The sequence below is a fragment of the Burkholderia sp. THE68 genome (assembly GCF_009938265.1).
Classification (GTDB): Bacteria; Pseudomonadota; Gammaproteobacteria; order Burkholderiales; family Burkholderiaceae; genus Caballeronia.
Window position 1 is genome coordinate 2,802,264 of sequence record NZ_AP022315.1, and the last position, 22,197, is coordinate 2,824,460.

The following is a 22,197-nucleotide window of genomic DNA, read 5'->3' on the forward strand; positions in this document are numbered from 1 at the left end:
CGTCCAGTCAGGCGGCCACCGCCTGTTCGCGCGTATACGGCTGAATCTTGCGCAGCAGATCGGCCATCACGTACTGATGGTCGCTGCGGGTCGTCCACGCGCCGAGGTTGTACTTGACGCCGGTATCGGTGTAATCGGTGACCGCGACCCACGGCGCGGAAGGCCCGTCCTGCACGATGCGCTGATCTTCGCTCATCAGCCGGCGCAACTCGCCGAGCACCTGTTCGACCTGCAGCCCATGCTGCGCCTGAAAATTGATAACGACGCGCCGGCGATCGTTCGCGCTGTAGTTGGTGATGGCGTTCGCCCAGATCAGGCTGTTCGGCACGAACATGACGATGCCGTCGGCTTTCGTGAGACGCGTCGTGAAGAGCCCGATCTCGTTGACGGTACCCGCCGTCGTACCGACACCCTCGATATAGTCGCCGACGCGAAACGGCCGCAGCAGCAACAGCATCAGGCCGGCCGCGATGTTCTGCAGCGTGCCCTGCAGCGCGAGACCGATGGCCAGGCCGGCGGCGCCGAGCACGGTCAGGATGCTGGCCGCGGCAATGCCGAACTTGCCGAGCGCCGCCACGATGGCGATCACGCGGATCGCCCACATCGCCAGGCTGGCGAGCACCGGCGTGAGGGTGGCGTCCACGTTGGTGCGCCCGAGCGTGCGGCGCAGCGCGTTCGCGACGGTGTTGGAAATCCACCAGCCCACCGCGAGAATCAAAATCGCCAATACGATGTCGATGCCGTAGGTCACGGCGATCGCGGTGAAGGAATCGTAGGCGGGGCGCAGTCTGTCGATCGAATCCATGGGTCAAGCTCCTCGAAACGGAATCTGCATTGGTCCGGGTTCGGGCGCGAACGTTCCCGTGCCGGCCATTCGGCCGGTGCCGAATAGCGGGACGGCGGCGCGTGCCGTGCGCGCCGCGCCCCGATTGGCTTACCATTGACGCCCTTGGCTGAGCGCCGCGCGCCCGCCGCGTCGCACCGTCCGGCGTCTTTCGCAAGTCCGTTCAATTCGCAATCCGCAGAGGAAATCCGTCATGACCTATCAAGCAGCGTCCGAGCGATATACGCAGATGCAATACCGCACCTGCGGCAGGAGCGGGTTGAAGCTGCCCGCGCTGTCGCTGGGTTTGTGGCACAACTTCGGCGATGACACGCCGATCTCCACGCAACGCGACATCCTGCGCACCGCGTTCGATCTCGGCGTCACCCATTTCGATCTCGCGAACAACTACGGCCCGCCGTACGGCAGCGCGGAGACCAATTTCGGCCGCATCTTCAAGGATGATTTCCGGCCGTATCGCGACGAACTGCTGATCTCGTCGAAAGCCGGCTGGGACATGTGGCCCGGTCCGTACGGCCAGGGCGGCGGCTCGTGCAAGTACGTGCTCGCCAGTCTCGACCAGAGCCTGAAGCGCATGGGCCTCGATTACGTCGATATCTTCTACTCGCATCGCTTCGACGCCGACACGCCGCTGGAAGAAACCGCCGGCGCGCTCGCGACCGCCGTGCACTCGGGCAAGGCGCTATATGTCGGCATTTCGTCGTATTCGGCGGGCAAGACGCGCGAAATGGCGAAGCTGCTCGCCGAACACAAGGTGCCGCTCCTGATCCATCAGCCTTCGTACAACATGCTGAATCGCTGGATCGAAGAGGACCTGCTCGACACGCTCGACGAGGTCGGCGCGGGCAGCATCGCGTTTACGCCGCTCGCGCAAGGCCTTCTGACGAGCAAATACCTGAGCGGCGTGCCGCAGGATGCGCGCGTCAACAAGCCGGGCGGAGGCTCGCTCAAGCAGGAGCATCTGAGCGACGCGAACCTCGCGCATGTGCGCAAGCTCAACGAACTCGCCCAGAAGCGCGGCCAGAGCCTCGCGCAGATGGCGCTCGCATGGGCGCTGCGTGGTGAGCGGGTGACGTCGGTGCTGATCGGCGCGAGCCGCGCGGAACAGGTCGCGGAAAACGTCGGCGCGCTGAAGAACCTCGATTTCACCAAGGAAGAGCTCGCGGAAATCGATCAGCACGCGCAGGACGGCGGCGTCAACCTGTGGGAAAAGCCTTCGACGGATCAGCGCATCTGACGCGTCGCACCTTTCGCCAGAAGGGTATTTCGAGATACGCGCGGGAACCATTGCTATCATGCGGGCTCGGCAGCTTTTCGGCAGTGATCGAGGTCGCCGCTGATTCGGGCCGCCGGCCCGCGCAGCCCGCCGAAAGCGCATGTCTTCAGCACGCACGTTCGCCCACGAGGCGCGCGTGCGCGCCTTTGTCGCCGTATCGACGTTCGGACCGCGAAACGACTATCGGGTTAAAATAGCCGATTGCGCCGGGCTGTCTGGTTTTTGCGCGATGTTCACGCAAGGCGCAGCGTGAATCGCTGTCTTCGAATCGCGGCTCCGGGCCGGTTTTGAATCGGCCTGAAGTTCAAGCCGCGGCCGTCACCGTTCGATCGTCCTTTTCAGGCAGCGCAGCGCCCTCGTAGCGCGCCTTGTTTTCGACGCCGGCCGCAGATCAGTCGCGAGCGTCGGAGCGTCACCCGCTATCGCACAGTTAGAGCACAGTTCAAGAAGCCATGAGCAACCTTAATTCTCAAACCGTTCTGAGCGTCCACCACTGGACCGACACGCTTTTCAGTTTCACCTGCACCCGCGACAGCTCGTTCCGCTTCGAGAACGGCCAGTTCACGATGGTCGGCCTCGAAGTCGATGGCAAGCCGCTGCTGCGCGCCTACAGCCTCGCGAGCGCGAACTATGAAGAGCACCTCGAATTTTTGAGCATCAAGGTTCCCGACGGCCCGCTCACCTCGCGCCTGCAACATTTGAAAGTGGGCGATTCCGTGCTGATCGGCAAGAAGCCGACAGGCACGCTCGTCGCCGACAACCTGCTGCCCGGCAAGACGCTGTGGCTCCTCTCGACCGGCACGGGCCTCGCGCCGTTCATGTCGATCATCAAGGACCCGGACGTCTACGACCGCTACGAGAAGATCGTGCTGACGCATACCTGCCGTTTCGTCGACGAACTCGCGTACAAGGATTTCATCACCGAGCACTTGCCGGCGCACGAGCATATCGGCGAAATCGTCGCCGAGAAGCTCGTCTACTACCCGACGGTCACGCGCGAGGAATTCGCGAATCGCGGCCGCATCACCGATCTGATCGAGACGAAGAAGCTGTTCGCGGATCTTTCGGTCGAGCCGTTCTCGGTTGAAAACGACCGCGTGATGCTTTGCGGCAGCCCGCACATGCTGCGCGACACCCGCGAATTGCTCGATTCGATGGGCTTCCAGGAAGGCAGCAACAACCATCCGGGCCACTATGTCGTGGAGAAGGCGTTCGTCGGCTGAGCCGGTACGACGTCCCGCCCGCGAAAACCGGAGCCGCGCGCTCCGGTTTTTTTTCGCCCGCTGAAAACGTGGCGAAAAGCCGCGCTGTTACAAATCAGGCGTCGTCAGTAGGTGTTTTTCCTACGCATTGTGTGCGCCAAACTTGGCAAATGACATGAAGTTCGTCCGTCCAAGCCTTGTCGGACATGGATTTATAATATTTTTGAGATATGATCCGTTTACGCCGAGACGACGCGCTTCGTTGCGCAGTCCGTCACCGATGTTACAGAGTGTAAATTCAGTTACGCCGCTCGTGTGCTGGCCGAGGACGTAGCTCCAGTTGCGCTCATAGCGAGGACAGTGAATGAATTCGTCGGCCACGATCACGCTCGATGAGAGCCCGATTCGCCGCGCCCCGCTGCGCGGGGTCTCCGCACCGGCGCTGGAATGTGCCGGCGCGCCATTTGCCTCACCCTACTCCGCGCTGATCGACGCCAAGCTCAAGGGCGATCGACAGATTCAGCGCCTCAACGCCCGCGTCCAGGAACTCGCCGCGCTGCTCGCCGCAACGGAAGAGCGCGCGCGCCAGGCGCTCGCGCAGGACTTTCACGACGAAACCGGCGCGGCGCTCACCGTCGCCAACCTCGCGCTCGCGCGCGCCGGCCACTGGCTGCCTGCCGATGCGCCCGCCACGCTCGGCGATGCGCTGCATCAGGCGCGCGCCGCGCTCGCCGAAGTCTGCGAGGCGAGTCATCGCATCGTCGAAGGATTGCAGACGCCGAAGCTCGATGCGAACTTCGCCGCCACGCTCGCCGGCTGGGTCGCGAGCTTCGGGGCGCGCACGGCGATCGCCGTCGACTTTTCCTGCCCCGGCGATGCGCGGCTCGACCGCATGTCGCACGATATGTCGCTCGCGCTCTTTCGGCTCATGCAGGAAGCGCTCGGCAATGTCGCGCGTCACGCGCGCGCCGCGCATGCCCGCGTGACCATTTTGCTCGACGCGCAAGGCGTGGTGCTGAGCATTGTGGACGATGGCGTCGGCATCAGCGCGGCCGCGCGCCGCAAGAGCGGGCGCTTCGGTCTGTCCGGCATGCGCGCGCGCTGCGAGGCGCTCGGCGGCAGCTTGCGCGTCGCGGCGACGAAGCCAGCGGGAACCTGCGTGCGCGCCCGTCTGCCGTGGACCGCGGCGCGTCCCGGCCTGTTCGCGCTGAGCGCCTGAGGCGGCACGCGATGCTCAGGATCCTGCTCGCCGACGATCACGCCATCGTGCGCCGCGGTGTCGCGCAATTGCTCGTCGAGCGCGGCGTGGCGTCGGAGGTGTCGGAAGCCGAAACGGGCATGCAGGCGCTCGCGCTCGCCGCGCGCCGTCCGCTCGACGTTGCGCTGCTCGACATCTCTCTGCCCGATGTCAACGGAATCGACCTGCTGAAGCGTCTGAAACGCGAAACGCCGCGGCTTCCGGTGCTGATGTTCTCGATGTATCGCGAGGACCAATACGCGGTGCGTGCCTTGAAGGCGGGCGCGTCGGGCTATCTGTCGAAGACGGCGGACCCGGCGCTGATGATCGGGGCGATTCAGCAGGTCGCGGCGGGGCGCAAGTACGTCAGTCCGGAAATGGCCGAGGCGCTCGCAACTTACGTGTCGCTCGACTCGGACCGGATGCCGCACGAAAACCTTTCTGACCGCGAGTATCAGACGCTGTGCATGCTGGCATCGGGCAAGCGGCTGACCGACATCGCGAACGCTTTATCTCTTTCAGTTAAAACCGTGAGTGTTTATCGCGCGCGGTTGCTGGAGAAAATGAAGCTCGCCAACAACGCCGAGCTCACGTTCTACGTGATGAGCAATCGCCTGGTCGACATGAATCCGGCGATCGCGGGGTAATTTTTATCCTGTTCAGGATAAAAAAGAGTGGATCGTAACAATTCGCCGCAAGAATGCGTCACGTGCCCGGTCAATGGGCAATCATCGAGTCTCCGATAAAATGTCGGGTTTTCCCGCATCAGGGGCGCCCGCACGCGCCAGAAGGAGACTCACCGCAATGTCGTTGTTCCGCAAGAAAAATATCGAGCACATGCTGGCCGGCGCGCACAGCACGTCGCTCAAGAAGACGCTCGGCGCCCTCGATCTGACCTTTCTCGGCATCGGGGCCATCATCGGCACGGGGATTTTCGTGCTGACCGGCACCGGCGCCGTGCAGGCCGGCCCGGCGCTCATGATCTCGTTCCTCGTCGCGGCGATCGCGTGCTGTTTCGCCGCCCTCGCCTACGCCGAATTCTCGTCGACCATTCCTGTCGCCGGTTCCATCTACACCTATTCGTACGCCACACTCGGCGAACTCGCCGCGTGGATCATCGGCTGGGACCTGATGCTCGAATACGGGCTCGCGACTTCCGCGGTGTCGGTCGGCTGGTCGGGCTATCTGCAATCGCTGCTGTCGGGCTTCGGCGTTTCCCTGCCGATGGCGCTCACCGCCGCGCCCGGCGCGCTGCCGGGCCACGTCACCTTCTTCAACCTGCCCGCGTTTCTCGTGATGATGGCGATCACGTCGCTGCTGTCGGTCGGCGTGAAGGAATCGACGCGCGTGAACAACCTCATGGTCGCGATCAAGGTGACCGTCGTGCTGCTCGTGATCGCGGTCGGCGTGTTCCATGTCAAGCCGGCGAACTGGCATCCGTTCATGCCGAACGGCTGGTCCGGCGTGTTCGGCGCCGCGGCGGTGATGTTCTTCGCGTTCATCGGCTTCGATTCCGTGTCGTCGGCGGCGGAGGAAGTGAAGAATCCGAAGCGCGATCTGCCGATCGGCATCATCTCGTCGCTCGCGGTGTGCGCGGTGCTGTACGTCGCGGTCGCGGCGGTCGTGACGGGCATCGTGCCGGCGGCGCAGTTCGCGAACAATCCGCATCCGGTGTCGTTCGCGCTGCAGGTGGCGGGACAGAACTGGGTCGCGGGCTTCATCGACCTCGGCGCGGTGCTCGGCATGCTCACCGTGATTCTGGTGATGAGCTACGGCCAGACGCGCATCATCTACGCGATGTCGCGTGACGGTCTGCTGCCCAAGCGCCTTTCGAGCGTGCATCCGCGTTTCGCGACGCCGTTCCTGACGACCTGGCTCGTCGGCATTTTCTTCGGCCTGATCGGCGCGCTCGTGCCGCTCAACGTGCTCGCGGAACTGATCAACATCGGCACGCTGGCCGCGTTCTCGATGGTGTCGATCGCCGTGCTGATCCTGCGCCGCACGCATCCCGATCTGCCGCGCGCGTTCCGTTGCCCGGGCGTGCCGGTGGTGCCGGTTCTTGCGGTGGCGTCGTGCCTGTTCCTGATGATCAATCTTCAGGCGATGACGTGGATCGCGTTCGGGGTGTGGCTCGTGATCGGCCTCGCGATCTACTTCCTGTATTCGCGCCGCAACTCGGTGCTCGGGCGCGCGTCGATCGAGGCGCGTGCAGGCAACGCGAAGCAACGTGAAACCGTGACGCACTGAGCGTCGTCATCGCGAGTAAAAAGCGCCGCCCGAGAGGCGGCGCTTTTGCGTTTAAAGACCCAACGCGCGCAAATTTGGGACGGGCGTTCGCGCGGATGGCGACGTGCGCGGAATTATGTTTTACTCGCTGCTACAAACAGATAACACCAAACCCAGCTGAACGCTCACGGCGGCAGTAAGGCAGGTGCAACGGCGTGAAGCTGGACCGTCCTCACCAAGGAGACAGTGAAATGGCGCTCAGCATCAGCCTGACGGTCAACGGGAAACCTGTGACCGCCACCGTCGAACCGCATCTTCTGCTCGTCCAGTTTCTCCGCGATCAACTCAGACTCACCGGCACGCATATCGGCTGCGACACCGCGCAGTGCGGCGCGTGCACGGTTCATCTCGATGGCCGCGCGATCAAGTCTTGCAACATCCTCGCCGCGCAGGCAGACGGCATGGAAGTGACGACCATCGAAGGCATGGCGAAAGACGGCCAGCTTCATCCGATGCAGGCGGCGTTCAAGGAATGTCACGGCCTTCAGTGCGGTTTCTGCACGCCGGGCATGGTGATGAGCGCGAGCGCGCTGGCCGCGCAATCGCCCAATCTCTCCGAAGAAGAAGTGCGCGAGCAGCTCGACGGCAACCTGTGCCGCTGTACGGGCTATCACAACATCGTCAAAGCGGTTCTCCAGGGCGCGCAGGCCATGAAAACCAGCGCCTGATACGCGCGCGTTGCGCCCCTTCCATTCGAAACGATGAATCGCGCCTTTCTCGCCCTGCGTGGGCCCTGAGTAAGGCGCTAAAGCGCCAACTCTGGGCGCAAGGAGACCGCGATGAATGCCCCTGAGCAACAGAAATTGATCGGCGCCGGCGTTAAACGCAAGGAAGATTACCGCTTTCTGACGGGCGCGGGCCAGTACACCGACGACGTCGTCCTGCCGCAGCAGAGCTTCGGCGTCTTCCTGCGTTCGCCGCACGCGCACGCGAAGATCGCGCGCATCGATATTGAAGCCGCGAAGCAGTCGCCGGGCGTGATCGGCATCTTCACCGGTAAGGACATGGCGGGCGAGAACGTCGGCGGCCTGCCGTGCGGCTGGCTCATCCACAGCACCGACGGCTCGCCGATGCACGAGCCGCCGCATCCCGTCATCGCGCACGACAAGGTGCTGCATGTGGGCGATCAGGTCGCGCTGGTCGTCGCGGAATCGGTGAAGGAGGCGAAAGACGCGCTCGAACTGATCGAGGTGGATTACGACGAACTTCCCGCGACCGTCGATACCGGGAGCGCATCGGATGCCGGTCAGTCGCTCGTGCACGACAGCGTGCCGAACAACGTCTGCTACAACTGGGGCCACGGCGACAAGGCGAAGACCGACGCCGCTTTCGCGCAGGCCGCGCACGTGACCACGCTCGATATCGTGAACCAGCGCCTCGTGCCGAACGCGATCGAGCCGCGCGCCGTGAACGCGAGCTATTCGAAGCACGACGAGAGCTACACGGTGTACGTCGCGAATCAGAATCCGCACGTCGAGCGTCTGCTGATGGCGGCGTTCGTGCTGTCGCTGCCGGAATCGAAGCTGCGCGTGATCGCGCCGGACGTGGGCGGCGGCTTCGGCTCGAAGATCTTTCTGTATCCGGAGGATGTCGCGCTGACGTGGGCGTCGAAGAAAGTCGGGCGGCCGATCAAGTGGACGGCGGAGCGCTCCGAAGCATTCCTCTCCGACGCGCATGGCCGCGATCACGTCACCAAGGCCGAACTCGCGCTCGACAAGGACGGCAAGTTCATCGGCATGCGCGTGCATACGACGGCGAACATGGGCGCGTATCTGTCGACGTTCGCATCGTCGATTCCGACCGTGCTCTACGCGACGCTGCTCGCCGGCCAGTACACGACGCCCGCGATCTATGCGGAAGTGAAAGCGGTGTTCACGAACACGGTGCCCGTCGATGCGTATCGCGGTGCGGGCCGTCCGGAAGCAACCTACGTCGTCGAGCGCCTCGTCGAAACGGCGGCGCGCGAGCTGAACATCGATCCGGTCGAACTGCGCCGGCGCAACTTCATCCGCGAGTTTCCTTATGCGACGCCGGTCGGTCTCACCTACGACACCGGCGATTACGACGCGTGCCTGAACCGCGCGCTCGAACTCGCCGACGTGAAAGGGTTCGCGGCGCGCAAGGAAGAATCGAAGAAGAGCGGCAAGCTGCGCGGCATCGGTTACTCGTGCTACATCGAGGCGTGTGGGCTCGCGCCGTCGAATGTCGCGGGGGCGCTGGGCGCGCGTGCGGGCCTGTTCGAGGCGGGCGAAGTGCGCGTGCATCCGACCGGCTCGGTCACCGTCTTCACCGGCTCGCACAGCCACGGGCAAGGGCACGAAACGACCTTCGCGCAAGTCGTCGCGGACCGGCTCGGCATCGCGATCGAGAACATCGAAGTCATTCACGGCGATACCGGGCGCATTCCGTTCGGCATGGGCACGTATGGCTCGCGTTCGATTTCGGTCGGCGGCTCGGCGATCATGAAGGCGCTCGACAAGGTCGAGGCCAAGGCGAAGAAGATCGCCGCGCATCTGCTCGAAGCGGCGGCGGAGGACATCGAGTTCAAGAACGGCGTGTTCCGCGTCGCGGGCACGGACCGCACGAAGACCTTCGTCGATGTATCGCTCGCCGCTTACGTGCCGCACAACTTCCCGCTCGAAACCATGGAGCCGGGCCTCAACGAGAACGCGTTCTACGATCCGACCAACTTCACGTATCCGTCGGGCGCGTATGTGTGCGAAGTCGAGGTGGATCAGGACACGGGCGAGACGCGCATCCAGAAGTTCACGGCCGTCGATGACTTCGGCAACGTGATCAACCCGATGATCGTCGAAGGTCAGGTGCACGGCGGGCTGGGGCAGGGCATCGGTCAGGCGATGCTCGAACGCTGCGTATACGACAACAGCACCGGCCAGTTGCTCTCCGGCTCGTTCATGGATTACGCGATGCCGCACGCGATCGACCTGCCGAACTTCACGGTCGAAACCGCGAAGGGCACGCCGTGCACGCACAATCCGCTCGGCGTGAAGGGCTGCGGCGAAGCGGGCGCGATCGGCTCGCCGCCCGCCGTCATCAACGCGATTCTCGATGCGCTCAGCCCCCTCGGCGTGAAGGATCTGCAGATGCCCGCCACGCCGCATCGCGTCTGGACCGCGATGCACAACGCCCAACACGCCTGAGGAGACCGGCCATGTACACATTCGAATATGAGCGTCTGGGTGAAGCGAAGGCGGCGGTCGCAGCGCTTTCCGGCGACGCCGACGCCAAGTTCCTCGCGGGCGGCCAGAGCCTCTTGCCGACGATGCGCCTGCGCCTCGCGCAGCCATCGAAGCTGATCGACGTGACACGCGTCGCATCGATGAAAAGCGTCACGCTCGCCGGCGACACGCTCACCATCGGCGGCGCGGTGTGTCACGCGCAGGTCGCATCGAACGCCGATGTGAAGCGCGCGCTGCCGGGCCTCGCGGATCTCGCGAGCCGTATCGGCGACCGGCAGGTGCGCGAGCGCGGCACCATCGGCGGCTCGCTCGCCAACGACGATCCGGCGGCGTGTTATCCGTCCGCCGTGCTCGCGCTCAACGCGACGGTCGTGACGGATAGAAGGCGCATCGCGGCGGACGATTTCTTCGTCGACATGTACCAGACCGCGCTCGAACCCGATGAACTCATCACGGCAGTGGAGTTCCCGCTCGCCGAACGCGCGGGCTACGAGAAGTTTCGCAATCCGGCGTCGCACTTCGCGCTGGTCGGCGTATTCGTCGCGAAGTTCAAGGATGGCGTGCGCGTCGGCGTGACGGGCGCGGCTTCTTCGGTGTTTCGTCCGGCCGAACTGGAAGCGGCGTTGTCGAAGGACTTCTCGGTCGCGTCGGCGCGCGGCGTGACGATTTCGCCCGACCAGTTGAACGACGACATGCACGCGAGCGCCGCGTACCGCGCGCATCTGATTCCGGTGCTCACAGGACGCGCGATCGAGCGCGCGATGTCGTTCTGATCGCGATGCAGGGCGAGCCCGCTTCCATCGACGAGACGCTCGCGCGCCTGCGCGAGCATCAGTACTTCGCGAACCGCGAGCTCGCGACGGCGCTCTTTCTCGCGCTCAAAATGCAGCGGCCGCTCTTTCTCGAGGGTGAGCCGGGCGTCGGCAAGACGGAACTCGCGAAGGCGGCGGCGGGCCTGTGCGGCACTACGCTGCTGCGCCTGCAATGCTACGAAGGGCTCGATACCGCGAGCGCGCTGTACGAATGGGACTATCCGCGCCAGATCATGGCGCTGCGGCTGGCCGAGGCATCGGGCGAAACGCCGTCGAACGATTCGCTGTATCGCGGCGAGTTTCTGCTGAAGCGTCCCTTGCTTCAGGCTCTGCTGCCCGATCCCGTGAATCCGGACGCGCGCCGTGTCTTGCTGATCGACGAAATCGATCGCGCCGACGAGCCGTTCGAAGCGTTCCTGCTCGAACTGCTGTCGGATTTTCAGGTATCGATTCCGGAGTACGGCACGGTGCGGGCCGCGCGGCCGCCGCTCGTCGTGATGACGTCGAATCGCACGCGCGAAGTGCACGACGCGCTCAAACGCCGCTGTCTCTATCAATGGATCGGCTATCCCGAGCGCGATGTCGAACTGGCGATCGTCGCGGCGCGCGCGCCTGAAGCGGGGCGCGCGTTGCAGCAACGCGCCGTCGCGTTCGTGCATGCGCTGCGCACGCTGGACCTGTTCAAGGCGCCGGGCGTCGCGGAGACGATCGACTGGTGTCGCGCGCTGGCGGCGTTGTCGGTGTCGGAACTCGATCCGCAATCGGTGCAGAACACGCTCGGCGTGCTGCTGAAGTATCAGGACGATCTCGCGCGCATGGACGCCGACACGCTCGCGCAATGCCTGACCGCCACGCCATGACGATGGAACCGCTCGCCCGCAATGTCGTGCATTTCGTGAGGCTCTTGCGGGGCGCGGGCCTCGGCATGTCGCCCGCGCATGCGGTCGATGCGCTCGACGCGCTGCGCTTCGTCGATCTGAACCGTCGCGACGACGTGCGCGCGACGCTTGCGTGCCTGCTCGTTCATGCCAGCGACGAACGCGAGATCTTCGACGCGGCCTTCGATCTCTTCTGGCGCGATCCCGATTGGGAAGGCAAGTTGCGCGCGCTGTTGCTGCCGAAGGTGACGAACGGCATGCCGCCGCCCAAACGCAACAACCGTCTCGCCGACGCATTGGCGACGCGCGCGGCGGCATCGAAGGCGCAGGCGTCGGAATCGAAGCCCGAGGAGGCGCACGCGCGCATCACGTTCAGTTCGCAGGAGCGCCTGAGTCATCGCGATTTCGACACGCTCAGCGCCGACGAATGGCGCACGCTGCGGCATCAGATCCGCGCGCACCGGATGCCGCTCGCGACCGAGCCGACGCGCAGGCTGAAGGCGGCGTCGCGCGGCACGCACGCCGATCTCAAGGCGAGCGCGCGCCATGCCGTGCGCTCCGGCGGCGACTGGACCGTGTGGAAGTACCGCGCGGCGGTCGAGCGTCGGCCGCCGCTCGTATTGCTGCTCGACATCTCCGGTTCGATGAGCGCGTATTCGCGCGCCGTACTCTATTTCTGCCACGCGCTGCTGCAATCGCGCGAACGCCTGCAAGTGTTCCTGTTCGGCACGCGCCTGACCAACGCGACGCGCGCATTGCGCGAACGCGATCCCGATGTCGCCATCGCGACGCTCGGCACACAGGTCGCCGACTGGTCGGGCGGCACGCGCATCGGCGCGGCGCTCGCCGAGTTCAATCGACGCTGGGCGCGCCGCGTGCTGGCCGGCCGGGCGACGGTGCTGCTCGTCACCGATGGCCTCGATCACGACGCCATTGACGTGCTCGATGCCGAGATGCGCAGGCTCAAGCGCTTCGCGCATCGGCTCGTGTGGCTGAATCCGCTGTTGCGCTTTGCCGATTTCACGCCGCGCGCGCGGGGCGTGCGCGCGATCCTGCCTCACGTCGACGCGATGCTCGCGGCGCACAACCTCGACAGCCTCGGCGCCGTTGGCCGGGAACTCGCCGCCCTGTCGCAACCCAAGCCCTTAGGAGCTGCTCCATGGAACTGACCGAAACGCACACGTTGCCCGTATCGCAGGCGCGCGCGTGGGAAGCGCTCAACGACACTTCGATGCTGAAGGTCTGCATTCCGGGCTGCGACAGCATCGACGCGGACGGGGAAAATGCGTACAACGTCGCGATGACGGCGGCGGTCGGCCCGGTGAAGGCGCGCTTCAAGGGCAGAATGGAGCTCACGAATATCGACGCCCCGAATACTTATACGATCGTGTTCGAGGGGCAGGGTGGCGCGGCCGGTTTCAGCAAGGGCAGCGCGACCGTGAACCTCGAACCCGGCGCCGATGCCGACACGACCACGCTCACCTACAGCGCGAACGCGCAGGTCGGCGGCAAGCTCGCGCAGATCGGCTCGCGGCTCGTCGACGGCGCGGCGCGTAAGATTGCGGGAGAATTTTTCAAGCGGTTCAGCGCGCAGTTGCAAGGCGGGCAGGAATCACAGGACGCAGCCGCCGACGGTGAAAGCGGCGGAGAAGGTCAGGAGAAAGGAAAGAAATCATGGACAGCGTGGATCTCGAAGTCCTGAAGAACAGCGCGCGATGGCTTGAAGACGGGCATCGCGTGCTGCTCGTGACGGTGGTGAAGACGTGGGGCTCGTCGCCGCGACCCGAAGGCGCCATGCTCGCCGTGCGTGGCGATGGCCACGTCGTCGGCTCGGTGTCGGGCGGGTGTATCGAGGACGATCTCATCGAGCGGGTGCGGCAGCGGGGCATCGAGCAGACCAGACCGGAAGCGGTGAAGTACGGCATCAGCGCGGAGGAGGCGCATCGTTTCGGCTTGCCGTGCGGCGGCACGATCCAGCTGGTGCTGGAACCTTTGACGATGGCGAGCGGTGTCGCGCAACTGTGCGCAGCGGTGGAAAGCGGCCAGCTCGTTGCGCGCACGCTCGACATGGCGACGGGCGCCGCGCGCCTCGAACCCGCACAGGCCACCGACGGCGTGCTGTTTGACGACGCGCGGCTCCTGACCATTCACGGTCCGCGTTATCGGATGCTGGTGATCGGCGCGGGGCAGTTGTCGCGGTATCTGTGCAGTATCGCGGTCGGGCTCGACTATCAGGTGACCGTCTGCGATCCGCGCGAGGAATACACGGAAGAGTGGGACGTGCCGGGCACGACCATCGTACGCACCATGCCCGACGACACCGTCATGGACATGAAGCTCGACGAACGTTGCGCGGTGATCGCGCTCACGCACGATCCCAAGCTCGACGATCTCGCGCTGATGGAAGCGTTGAAGACGCCGGCGTTTTATGTCGGCGCGCTCGGTTCGCGGCGCAATAACGCGGCGCGTCGCGAGCGGCTGAAAGAGTTCGATCTGAGCGAGGCCGAGCTTGCGCGCCTGCATGGGCCGGTGGGTATCTACATCGGCAGCAGGACGCCGCCAGAGATCGCCGTGTCGATTCTCGCGGAAGTGACGGCGGCGAAGAACGGCGTTTCGCTGCCCGAGCTGTTGCAGGTCGAGGGCGCGAAGGCGGCGCGCGAGATCGAAGGGAAGGGCGAAGTGTGCGGCGTTTGAGCGCGTTCGAATTCGATGCACGGTCTGCATGCACCGAGCAGCTATATAATAATCGTTCTCATTTGCGCGGCCATTGCGGCTGACGCGAGCCCTTCTTTCCGCTGAATCAACGAATGCCCGGCAAGTTTTTGACCGGCGACGACCGGCGCGCGACCGCACGCGCCGATGCGTCGCCCGATACGCGCACGCCCGCGGACAAGCGTCACATGAGCCAGCGCGCTTTGCGCGTGTGGTCGATCGTGCATCGCTGGACGAGTCTCGTCTGCACGGCGTTCATGCTGCTGCTTTGTCTCACCGGTTTGCCGCTCGTGTTCGGCCACGAACTCGACATCCTGACTGGCGATGCGATCGAAGCACCCGCGCTGCCCGCATCGCAAGCGGATGCGCGCGCGAGCTACGACGCGGTCCTGCGCGCCGCGCTGAAGACACATCCCGGCCACGTGCCGCAATACATGATCTGGGAGCCGGACGAGCCGCTCTTGCCGATCGTCGTGACCGCGCCTCACGCCGACACGCCGCCCGACGACACGTTCAGCACCACCGTCGACGCCCGCACCGCGCAGCCGCTCGGCATGCCGCCGAGCAAGGGCTCGCTCAAGTTCGTCCTGCTGAAACTGCATGTCGACATGTTCGCGGGGCTTTTCGGCAAGCTCTTTCTCGGCGCGATGGGTGTCGTGTTTCTGGCAGCGATCGTGTCGGGCATCGTCGTGTATCTGCCGTTCTGGCGCAAGGTCGGGCTCGGACGTGTGCGGCTGAAGAAGAAGCGTCGCATCGTATGGCTCGACTGGCACAACGCGATCGGCATGTTGACGCTCGCGTGGGCGTTGCTCGTCGGCGCGACGGGATCGATCAACACGCTCGCCGATCTGATGCTCGAGGCGTGGCGCAACGACCAGCTCGCGCAGATGGTCGCGCCGTATCGGGACAAGCCGCCGGTGACGGTGCGCGTTTCCATCGACGATGCCGTGAAGAGCGCGCGAGGCGTCGCGCCGGACATGATTCCGTCGTTCGTCGCGTTTCCGGGGACGCGCTTCGCGAGCCCGCATCACTATGCCGTGTGGATGCGCGGCGACGGCATTCTGACGACGCGGATCATGCGGCCGGTGCTCGTGGATGCATCGACGGGCGCGCTCACGGATTCACGCGAACTGCCGTGGTACCTGAAGGTGCTGCTCGGCTCGCAGCCGCTGCATTTCGGGGATTTCGGCGGGATGCCGCTCAAGATCTTCTGGGCAGCGTTTGATCTGCTGACGATCGTGGTGCTGGGGAGCGGGCTTTATTTGTGGCTCACGCGGCATAACCCGCGGAAGGGGAGGGGCGTTTGACTTTGCGATGAGTGGCAGGGTTATCGCTTTCGAGCAGGTTCGCAAAAAATTCGGATTCCTTCACAAGAAGTAAATGCTCTCGGTGCGTAAGCTAGCCGTCTCGCTGCGAGGCCCACGGGGCCTTGGACGCGGCCGCAACCACTGGGAGACAAAAGATGTCCGTGAGCAGAACCATTGTCGCAAACCATCACCGAACATTCGAAAGCATCAAGCAGACAAACGAGGCCGACGGCGAATTCTGGTTCGCCCGCGATCTTGCGCCGTTGCTGAAATATCAGGACTGGCGCAACTTTCTGCAAGTGATCGACAAGGCGAAGGTGGCCTGCGACCGCTCGAACCACCGAATCGCCGACCATTTCGGTGAATTCACCAAAATGGTCCGGCTCGGCTCCGGTGCGAAGCGACCAGTGGCCGATTTCACACTTTCGCGATACGCATGCTATTTGATCGTTCAGAACGGCGATCCGTCCAAGCTGGTGATCGCCAATGGTCAAACATACTTTGCGCTTCAAACGCGCCGTCAGGAACTCGGCGACGAGAAGGCGTTTTCAGGTATGTCGGAGGATCAGCGTCGCTTGATGCTTCGTGGCGAGCTGTCGCATCACAACAAGACGCTCAGCGCGGCAGCACGCACTGCGGGAGTGGAAACCACGCTGGACTACGCGATATTCCAGGATCACGGATACAAAGGGCTGTATGGCGGCCTGGGAGCCAAAGACATTCACGCCAGGAAAGGGCTCAAAAAGAGCCAGAAAATTCTGGACCACATGGGCAGTACCGAACTAGCCGCGAATCTGTTTCGCGCAACCCAGACAGAAGAGAAACTGAGACGCGACGAAGTAAGTGGCAAGCAGAGGGCGAACCAGACTCACTTCGACGTCGGAACGAAAGTCCGTCAAACCATTCACGAGCTCGGTGGGACCATGCCGGAAGCATTGCCGACGCCGGAAACGAGCATCCGGCAGATCGAGCGCGCTCAACGCAAGCTGACGAATTGATGAAGAAGCGGTTCTCGGCCAGACAAGCCGAGAACACGCAAATGCGTGGCCTTGGCTTCCTACGCGTCAAATCACCCCGCAAACAACCGCCGCGATCAGCGACGCCGCCACGATCACCACTCCCGCCGTGCGCTTCTTGTTGAGCTCGGTCCACAACAGCACGCCCGTCAGTGACAACAGGACGATGCTGCCCGCGAACGTATCGATGAGCAGCACCCAGCCCGCGCTCAGTCCCACGCCCTTGTGCAGGTTGGTCATCATCGCGAGGAAGGTGTTCTCGGTGCGCTTGACCGACACAAAGTTGTTGCCCACCCAGTACTCGGCCATCACGCTGCCGCCCGGCGACGCCACCATCGCCGACCATTGTTCCGGCTGCATCGTGCTCTTGTCGCCCCAGCCGACCGGATGCGCCGGTTCGCGGCGTGTTCGTCCGAGATTGCCCTCGATCTTCAATTCCTTCTTGAGCCATGTGCCCATGTCGCGCGGCGTCTTGAAGCCTTCGGCGGGCAGCGGCATCTGCATTTGCGTGACCTGCGGCTCGCCGGTAGGAATGCGCAATGTGGCGCGATGATTCAGCAGAAAACCGGTCGCTCCGAAAAGCAAACCGAGCAGCGCGCCCCACAGGCCGATCCAGCCATGCACCTTGCGCAGCCACTTGAGGAAGGTCGAGCGGCGCGAGCGGTTCTTGCGCACGAACTGCTCGGCATCGTCGATGAGGCGCCCGTGCGGACGATATTGCGTCGAGCCGCTCGTCGCGGGCGGCTGCGGATTCAGGGTGTCGGGCGCGTTCACGCGTCTCTCCAGGATTCGGGCATTGGCAAGCAAAGCCACGCCCTCGATCGGCTAGACGCGTGGAAAAGCGTGGTGATCGACAGAAGGCGGGCGAATGAGAATCGTTATCATTACATGCGGTTAAGCGCTTTTCAACTTTTTGCGCCTGCGCAGTCGCACGCGTTTGTCACAAAAAATTTCACACCGGCCAGAGCGGGCCTTCCTGCATCGCGCCGACTTGCTCGCGCAACTCGAGAATGCGCTCTTCCCAATAACGCTGCGTGTTGAACCAAGGGAAGGCGGCGGGAAACGCCGGATCGTGCCAGCGGCGTGCGAGCCACGCGGAGTAGTGAATCAGCCGCAACGTGCGCAGGGCCTCGACAAGATGCAATTCGCGCGGATCGAAATCGCAGAAATCTTCGTATCCGGCGAGCAGATCCGTCAGCGCGCGCGATGCGTCCGGGCGGCCCGCCGGCAGCAGCAGCCACAGATCCTGAATCGCCGGGCCCATGCGGCTGTCGTCGAAATCGACGAAATGCGGGCCCGCGTCGGTCCACAGAACATTGCTCGGGTGACAGTCGCCGTGCAGACGCAGATGCCGCACGTCGCCCGCGCGCTCGAAGCATTGCGCGACGCCTTCGAGCGCCATCGAAACGACGGCTTCCCAGGCTTCGCGCACGTCGGCTGGAACGAAGCCGTGTGTCAGCAGGAACTCGCGCGGCTCGTGGCCGAAGGTGTGGATATCGAGCGTCGGCCGCTCGCGATACGGCTCGATCGCGCCCACCGCGTGAATCCGCCCGATGAATCGCCCGAGCCATTCGAGCGTGTCGCTGCGATCGAGATCGGGCGCGCGTCCGCCGCGCCGCTCGAAGATGGAAAAGCGAAAACCATCGAACTCGTGCAGCGTCGTGCCTTCGAGCACGCGCGCCGGCACTGCCGGAATCTCGCGCGCGACGAGGCTCGCGACGAACGCGTGTTCTTCGAGAATCGCGGCGTTCGACCAGCGCTGTGGCCGATAAAACTTCGCGACGACGGGCGGACCGTCTTCGACGCCAACCTGATAGACGCGATTTTCGTAGCTGTTGAGCGCCAGCTGGCGGCCGTCGGTGCGCTCGCCTGCGGGAATCAGCACGCTGTCGAGCGCATCGAGGACGCGTTCGGGCGTGAGGCCGGAGAAGGGCGGCGCGTCAGCTGCGGGCGCGCCCTGGGAATCGGGATGGATCGAGTTCATCCCGGCATTGTGCCGCGCCTTCGCGCGGACGGCATCCCTGCATCGACGTAACGCGCGGCTTTCTCAATGCACGACCGTGTTCGCCGGGCGAACGATATCGCCCGTATCGATCAGGTCTTCGAGAAAGAACGGCTCCGTATTGAGCAGTTTGGTCACGCCGGGCTCGCCCTCGTACCATGCGACCATCGCCATGTCGCCGAGAATACGCATGACGATACCGCGCGCGCCTTGGGGCACGGCAATATGCACTGAGCGGACAATCGAACCGATTTGCATGATGAATCCCCGTTTCAGCGCCGGCTGAGGATTGAAGCGCCGGTCAAATGTATTTCACCAAGCACAGGCTTTTCACGGCTCGTGCACCAGACTTTTCGCCGCGTCATTGTTTCGAGAGGCGCGACATGCGCGGTCTTCATGAACGACTGTGCTCTTACTTTAGCGCATCGCGGCGCTTCAGCGCGACGCCAATCGCCGCGTTGTGTTGCCGATCGCAGACGCGAAGCAGTAATTACGTATTCATCGTCGCCGCAAAGTGCGTACCGTATCAGGCGAAACCCTTAGGTTCGGCGTATCGTTGAGAGCTTTTCAGCGGAGACTTCATTCGTGAACGCTTCACCGGCGCCGCAGCGCCCGACCTCCAAGGGTAACGCGCAACGCACCGCCGACGCAGCGCCGTATCTCGAACGGGGCTCGCGCGCGTACTGGCGCGCTTCGCTTGCGCTGCTGTTCGCCGGTTACGCGACCTTCTCACTGCTGTACTGCGTGCAGCCGCTGCTTCCCGAGTTCACGAAGGCGTTCGGCGTCAGTCCGGCGGTGAGCGCGCTTGCCGTGTCCGTGAGCACGGCGGCGCTGGCCGTCGCGATATTCATCGCGGGATTCGTCTCGGAAAGCTGGAGCCGTCATCGGTTGATGACGATTTCGCTGCTGGCGTCATCGGTGCTGACGGTCGTCGCCGCCATGTTGCCGGACTGGCACGCGCTGCTCGTCGTGCGCGCGCTCGAAGGCTTCGCGCTCGGCGGCGTGCCCGCGGTCGCGATGGCGTATCTCGCGGAGGAAGTGCATCCCGAAGGCCTCGGCCTCGCGATGGGTCTCTATGTCGGCGGGACGGCCATCGGCGGGATGGCGGGTCGCGTAATCAGCGGCGTACTCGCGGATCTGTTCGGCTGGCGCATCGCGATCGGTGGAATCGGCTTGCTGGGCTTGCTCGCCACGCTCGCGTTTCGCTCGCTGCTGCCGCCGTCGCGGCGCTTCGAGCCGCGACGCGGCATCGGGTTTGCGCATCATCGGCGCTCGCTCGCCGGGCATCTGCGGCACGGCGGTCTGCCGTTTCTGTTTCTGATCGGCTTCGTCCTGATGGGCAGCTTCGTCACGCTCTACAACTACGTCGGCTACCGGCTGCTCAGCACGCCGTTCCTGCTCAATCAGACGCAGATCGGCGCGATCTTCACGGTGTATCTGACGGGCGTGGTCGCGTCGCCGTGGTCCGGCAAGATGGCCGATGCATTCGGGCGCGGCCGCGTGCTGATCGCGAGTCTCATCCTGATGATGCTCGGCATCGCGCTCACCTTGTCGAACTCGCTGACGGTGATCATCGCCGGCATCGCGTGTCTGACTTTCGGCTTCTTCGCGGGACATTCGGTCGCGAGCGGCTGGGTCGGACGTCTCGCCGCCCAGGCGAAAGGGCAGGCAGCCGCGCTTTATCTGCTCGCGTATTACATCGGATCGAGTCTGATCGGCTCGTATGGCGGTCATTTCTGGACCGCGTTCGGATGGCCGGGCGTCGCGGGACTGATCGGCGTGCTATTGCTCTTCGGGCTGGCGTGCGCGGCCTGGCTGAACCGGCGCGAGCGCGCCACGGCCGCCTGATAGAAAGCCGATTGAAATAAGAAGAAGATAAGGGTTTTTACGCGTCCGCTTAAAAATGCTGCGCGCAATGCCTTGTGCCATAAGGTTTTGCGTCACGCCACCGTCTCCCGCCGCACGAAGTTCGGCCGACGCATCGCATGGAGCCGCCTATACTCGAATCGTCGATGCAGCTTTTGCGCGCGACACTCGAAGTTAGAAGCAGGACGATGGGAGACGCACAATGACGACGTACTTCACGATCGGCGACTTCATTCTGATCATCCCGATGGCGCTGGCCGGCGCCCTGTTCCTCGGGGCCATTCCCTGCGCGACGCATTTCAAGAACAACGTGCTGCGTGTATTCGGCGCGCTGCTCGGCGTGCTCGCCGCGTTTCTTCTCGTTGAAGGATTGCCGGCGCTGATATAGCGAGCGCGCCATTCAGGCACGCTCGCCCAGGCAGGCTTCGATTACAGATATTCGCCGAGGAAGGTCAGCGTGCGTCCGTGCGCGAGCGCTGACGCCTTGGCGTTGTATGACGCGCGATCGCCACAGTTGAAACCGTGGTCGGCTTGCGGATAAACGTACAGCGCCGAATCCTTGCGGCCCGCGAACTTCTGGCGCACGGCGTCGACCGCGTCGGCCGGAATGTGTGCGTCGAGTTCGCCGTAGTGGAACTGCATCGGCACCTTGACCTGATCGGCCTTGTCGAGCGCGTTCTGAATGCCGCCGCCGTAGTAAGCCACAGCCACATCCACCGAACCTTGTGCCGCCGCGAGATACGCGAGCCGGCCGCCGAAGCAATAGCCGATCGCCGCGACCTTGCCCGCTACTTCGGGCAACGCGCGCAGCGCGTTCGCAGCCGCGCCGACATCGGCGACCGCGGCATCGAGCTGAGTCTTTTGCAGCAGTTCCATCGCCTTCTCGCGATCCGCGCCTTCGTAGCCCAGCTCGACGCGCGGCTGCGTGCGCCAGAAGACGTCCGGCGCGAGCGCGACATAGCCATCGGCGGCGTATTGATCGGCGACGCTGCGGATATGGCCGTTCACGCCGAAGATCTCCTGCAGGATGATCACGGCGGGCCCGGTGCCGGTTTTGGGTAGCGCGAGATAGCCCTGGAAGCTGTCGCCATCGGCGGGAATGTCGATCCAGCGTGAAGTCACGGATACGGTCACGTCAAAGCTCCTTGTGTTTGTGAAATCGCAGGCGAGTGAGTTTGCCAGCTTTCCGTTTCAGTCGCCCTGAACGCCCACGGCCAGGCTTGGCACGCCGCTTGACGCGCGATGGGATTTTTAGAGGCGCTGGTCTAAACGCAGGCTGAAACGAGCTTAAAAAAACAGCTTAATGATGTCGGTGGGCTGGGATTATCGGCACACGCCCGCCGGACTTGAATGACGCCCAAACCTTTGCGCGCCGATGTCTCGGAAACCCGCATGCACAGGGCGTCTTCGAAGAATCGCACCACAAACGGCGGCGCATCACAACTGGCCGCTAATTGGTAGTGACACCAGTATCTTAAAAAACTTCCCTAAATTAATTTGACAACCCTACACTTGCGCGCAGTGCGGATGGCGGCTGCCACGAACGGCCTGCCGGAAGG

Annotated in this window: 21 protein-coding genes; 16 read left to right on the forward strand and 5 right to left on the reverse strand. The window is 64.0% G+C overall.

Features of this window, described 5'->3' with window-relative positions; all coding sequences use genetic code 11:
- Window positions 1–7: 7 nt before the first annotated feature.
- Window positions 8–805: a mechanosensitive ion channel family protein gene (locus tag BTHE68_RS13305; protein WP_162066683.1), complete on the reverse strand. Its 798-nt coding sequence runs from the start codon at window positions 803–805 to the stop codon at window positions 8–10.
- A 232-nt stretch (window positions 806–1,037) separates the two neighbouring features.
- On the opposite strand from BTHE68_RS13305, the gene mgrA reads away from it, so the two are divergent.
- The 14 genes from mgrA (at window position 1,038) to dinD (ending at window position 16,752) form a co-directional block, all read left to right on the forward strand.
- A complete protein-coding gene (gene mgrA, locus BTHE68_RS13310; RefSeq protein WP_162066684.1) occupies window positions 1,038–2,081 on the forward strand; it encodes an L-glyceraldehyde 3-phosphate reductase in 1,044 nt (347 codons plus the stop codon).
- Window positions 2,082–2,572: 491 nt separating this feature from the next.
- Window positions 2,573–3,343, forward strand: a complete 771-nt coding sequence (locus BTHE68_RS13315) for a ferredoxin--NADP reductase (protein ID WP_162066685.1) — start codon at window positions 2,573–2,575, stop codon at window positions 3,341–3,343.
- A gap of 343 nt (window positions 3,344–3,686) precedes the next feature.
- Entirely contained in the window at window positions 3,687–4,541 is an 855-nt protein-coding gene (locus BTHE68_RS13320) for a sensor histidine kinase (RefSeq protein WP_162066686.1), read from the forward strand.
- Between the two features lie 11 nt (window positions 4,542–4,552).
- Window positions 4,553–5,206 carry a response regulator transcription factor RqpR gene (gene rqpR / locus BTHE68_RS13325; RefSeq protein ID WP_162066687.1) on the forward strand — a complete coding sequence of 218 codons (654 nt, stop codon included), beginning with the start codon at window positions 4,553–4,555 and terminating at the stop codon, window positions 5,204–5,206.
- Window positions 5,207–5,363: 157 nt separating this feature from the next.
- Window positions 5,364–6,806, forward strand: a complete 1,443-nt coding sequence (gene bcaP / locus BTHE68_RS13330; protein ID WP_162066688.1) for a branched-chain amino acid transporter BcaP — start codon at window positions 5,364–5,366, stop codon at window positions 6,804–6,806.
- A gap of 230 nt (window positions 6,807–7,036) precedes the next feature.
- Window positions 7,037–7,513 carry a (2Fe-2S)-binding protein gene (locus BTHE68_RS13335; protein ID WP_162066689.1) on the forward strand — a complete coding sequence of 159 codons (477 nt, stop codon included), beginning with the start codon at window positions 7,037–7,039 and terminating at the stop codon, window positions 7,511–7,513.
- Window positions 7,514–7,624: 111 nt separating this feature from the next.
- Window positions 7,625–10,006: a xanthine dehydrogenase family protein molybdopterin-binding subunit gene (locus tag BTHE68_RS13340; protein ID WP_162066690.1), complete on the forward strand. Its 2,382-nt coding sequence runs from the start codon at window positions 7,625–7,627 to the stop codon at window positions 10,004–10,006.
- An 11-nt stretch (window positions 10,007–10,017) separates the two neighbouring features.
- The gene (locus tag BTHE68_RS13345) at window positions 10,018–10,818 is read left to right on the forward strand and encodes an FAD binding domain-containing protein (protein WP_162066691.1); all 801 of its coding nucleotides are present in this window, start codon (window positions 10,018–10,020) and stop codon (window positions 10,816–10,818) included.
- A 5-nt stretch (window positions 10,819–10,823) separates the two neighbouring features.
- Window positions 10,824–11,717, forward strand: a complete 894-nt coding sequence (locus BTHE68_RS13350) for an AAA family ATPase (protein ID WP_162066692.1) — start codon at window positions 10,824–10,826, stop codon at window positions 11,715–11,717.
- A complete protein-coding gene (locus BTHE68_RS13355) occupies window positions 11,696–12,904 on the forward strand; it encodes a vWA domain-containing protein (protein ID WP_162066693.1) in 1,209 nt (402 codons plus the stop codon). The genes BTHE68_RS13350 and BTHE68_RS13355 overlap by 22 nt, the downstream gene beginning before the upstream one ends.
- Window positions 12,895–13,437, forward strand: coding sequence for an SRPBCC family protein (locus BTHE68_RS13360; protein WP_162066694.1), 543 nt, complete (start codon window positions 12,895–12,897; stop codon window positions 13,435–13,437). Before BTHE68_RS13355 ends, BTHE68_RS13360 begins: the two co-directional genes overlap by 10 nt.
- On the forward strand, window positions 13,410–14,429 hold the full coding sequence (locus BTHE68_RS13365) for an XdhC family protein (RefSeq protein ID WP_162066695.1): 1,020 nt from the start codon (window positions 13,410–13,412) through the stop codon (window positions 14,427–14,429). The genes BTHE68_RS13360 and BTHE68_RS13365 overlap by 28 nt, the downstream gene beginning before the upstream one ends.
- Before the next feature lie 113 nt (window positions 14,430–14,542).
- The gene (locus BTHE68_RS13370) at window positions 14,543–15,754 is read left to right on the forward strand and encodes a PepSY-associated TM helix domain-containing protein (RefSeq protein WP_232077884.1); all 1,212 of its coding nucleotides are present in this window, start codon (window positions 14,543–14,545) and stop codon (window positions 15,752–15,754) included.
- 155 nt (window positions 15,755–15,909) lie between these two features.
- Window positions 15,910–16,752: a DNA damage-inducible protein D gene (dinD, locus tag BTHE68_RS13375; protein ID WP_162066696.1), complete on the forward strand. Its 843-nt coding sequence runs from the start codon at window positions 15,910–15,912 to the stop codon at window positions 16,750–16,752.
- A gap of 66 nt (window positions 16,753–16,818) precedes the next feature.
- Here the strand turns inward: dinD and BTHE68_RS13380 are convergent, their stop codons facing one another.
- From BTHE68_RS13380 to BTHE68_RS13390, 3 genes are all read right to left on the reverse strand, one after another.
- Window positions 16,819–17,544 (reverse strand): PepSY-associated TM helix domain-containing protein, encoded by a 726-nt coding sequence (locus BTHE68_RS13380; protein ID WP_162066697.1) that lies wholly within the window; start codon window positions 17,542–17,544, stop codon window positions 16,819–16,821.
- A 178-nt stretch (window positions 17,545–17,722) separates the two neighbouring features.
- Complete coding sequence (locus BTHE68_RS13385) at window positions 17,723–18,754, reverse strand: serine/threonine protein kinase (RefSeq protein ID WP_162066698.1); 1,032 nt, start codon at window positions 18,752–18,754, stop codon at window positions 17,723–17,725.
- Between the two features lie 63 nt (window positions 18,755–18,817).
- The gene (locus BTHE68_RS13390; protein ID WP_061174145.1) at window positions 18,818–19,030 is read right to left on the reverse strand and encodes a hypothetical protein; all 213 of its coding nucleotides are present in this window, start codon (window positions 19,028–19,030) and stop codon (window positions 18,818–18,820) included.
- Between the two features lie 327 nt (window positions 19,031–19,357).
- On the opposite strand from BTHE68_RS13390, the gene BTHE68_RS13395 reads away from it, so the two are divergent.
- On the forward strand, window positions 19,358–20,620 hold the full coding sequence (locus BTHE68_RS13395) for an MFS transporter (RefSeq protein WP_174258017.1): 1,263 nt from the start codon (window positions 19,358–19,360) through the stop codon (window positions 20,618–20,620).
- A gap of 220 nt (window positions 20,621–20,840) precedes the next feature.
- Window positions 20,841–21,026, forward strand: coding sequence for a hypothetical protein (locus tag BTHE68_RS13400; protein ID WP_061174146.1), 186 nt, complete (start codon window positions 20,841–20,843; stop codon window positions 21,024–21,026).
- A gap of 41 nt (window positions 21,027–21,067) precedes the next feature.
- Here BTHE68_RS13400 and BTHE68_RS13405 read toward each other — a convergent pair whose 3' ends face one another.
- Window positions 21,068–21,772, reverse strand: coding sequence for a dienelactone hydrolase family protein (locus BTHE68_RS13405; RefSeq protein WP_162066699.1), 705 nt, complete (start codon window positions 21,770–21,772; stop codon window positions 21,068–21,070).
- Window positions 21,773–22,197: the final 425 nt, after the last annotated feature.

What these genes read in the sequence shown, in the direction of transcription:
- BTHE68_RS13370 (WP_232077884.1), top strand. Translation starts at nt 14,543, where the DNA reads ATGCCCGGCAAGTTTTTGACCGGCGACGACCGGCGCGCGACCGCACGC.
- mgrA (WP_162066684.1), top strand. Translation starts at nt 1,038, where the DNA reads ATGACCTATCAAGCAGCGTCCGAGCGATATACGCAGATGCAATACCGC.
- dinD (WP_162066696.1), top strand. Translation starts at nt 15,910, where the DNA reads ATGTCCGTGAGCAGAACCATTGTCGCAAACCATCACCGAACATTCGAA.
- BTHE68_RS13335 (WP_162066689.1), top strand. Translation starts at nt 7,037, where the DNA reads ATGGCGCTCAGCATCAGCCTGACGGTCAACGGGAAACCTGTGACCGCC.
- BTHE68_RS13315 (WP_162066685.1), top strand. Translation starts at nt 2,573, where the DNA reads ATGAGCAACCTTAATTCTCAAACCGTTCTGAGCGTCCACCACTGGACC.
- BTHE68_RS13400 (WP_061174146.1), top strand. Translation starts at nt 20,841, where the DNA reads ATGACGACGTACTTCACGATCGGCGACTTCATTCTGATCATCCCGATG.
- BTHE68_RS13355 (WP_162066693.1), top strand. Translation starts at nt 11,696, where the DNA reads ATGCCTGACCGCCACGCCATGACGATGGAACCGCTCGCCCGCAATGTC.
- rqpR (WP_162066687.1), top strand. Translation starts at nt 4,553, where the DNA reads ATGCTCAGGATCCTGCTCGCCGACGATCACGCCATCGTGCGCCGCGGT.
- BTHE68_RS13365 (WP_162066695.1), top strand. Translation starts at nt 13,410, where the DNA reads ATGGACAGCGTGGATCTCGAAGTCCTGAAGAACAGCGCGCGATGGCTT.
- BTHE68_RS13345 (WP_162066691.1), top strand. Translation starts at nt 10,018, where the DNA reads ATGTACACATTCGAATATGAGCGTCTGGGTGAAGCGAAGGCGGCGGTC.
- BTHE68_RS13360 (WP_162066694.1), top strand. Translation starts at nt 12,895, where the DNA reads ATGGAACTGACCGAAACGCACACGTTGCCCGTATCGCAGGCGCGCGCG.
- BTHE68_RS13350 (WP_162066692.1), top strand. Translation starts at nt 10,824, where the DNA reads ATGCAGGGCGAGCCCGCTTCCATCGACGAGACGCTCGCGCGCCTGCGC.
- BTHE68_RS13320 (WP_162066686.1), top strand. Translation starts at nt 3,687, where the DNA reads ATGAATTCGTCGGCCACGATCACGCTCGATGAGAGCCCGATTCGCCGC.
- BTHE68_RS13305 (WP_162066683.1), bottom strand. Translation starts at nt 805, where the DNA reads ATGGATTCGATCGACAGACTGCGCCCCGCCTACGATTCCTTCACCGCG.
- BTHE68_RS13340 (WP_162066690.1), top strand. Translation starts at nt 7,625, where the DNA reads ATGAATGCCCCTGAGCAACAGAAATTGATCGGCGCCGGCGTTAAACGC.
- bcaP (WP_162066688.1), top strand. Translation starts at nt 5,364, where the DNA reads ATGTCGTTGTTCCGCAAGAAAAATATCGAGCACATGCTGGCCGGCGCG.
- BTHE68_RS13385 (WP_162066698.1), bottom strand. Translation starts at nt 18,754, where the DNA reads ATGAACTCGATCCATCCCGATTCCCAGGGCGCGCCCGCAGCTGACGCG.
- BTHE68_RS13390 (WP_061174145.1), bottom strand. Translation starts at nt 19,030, where the DNA reads ATGCAAATCGGTTCGATTGTCCGCTCAGTGCATATTGCCGTGCCCCAA.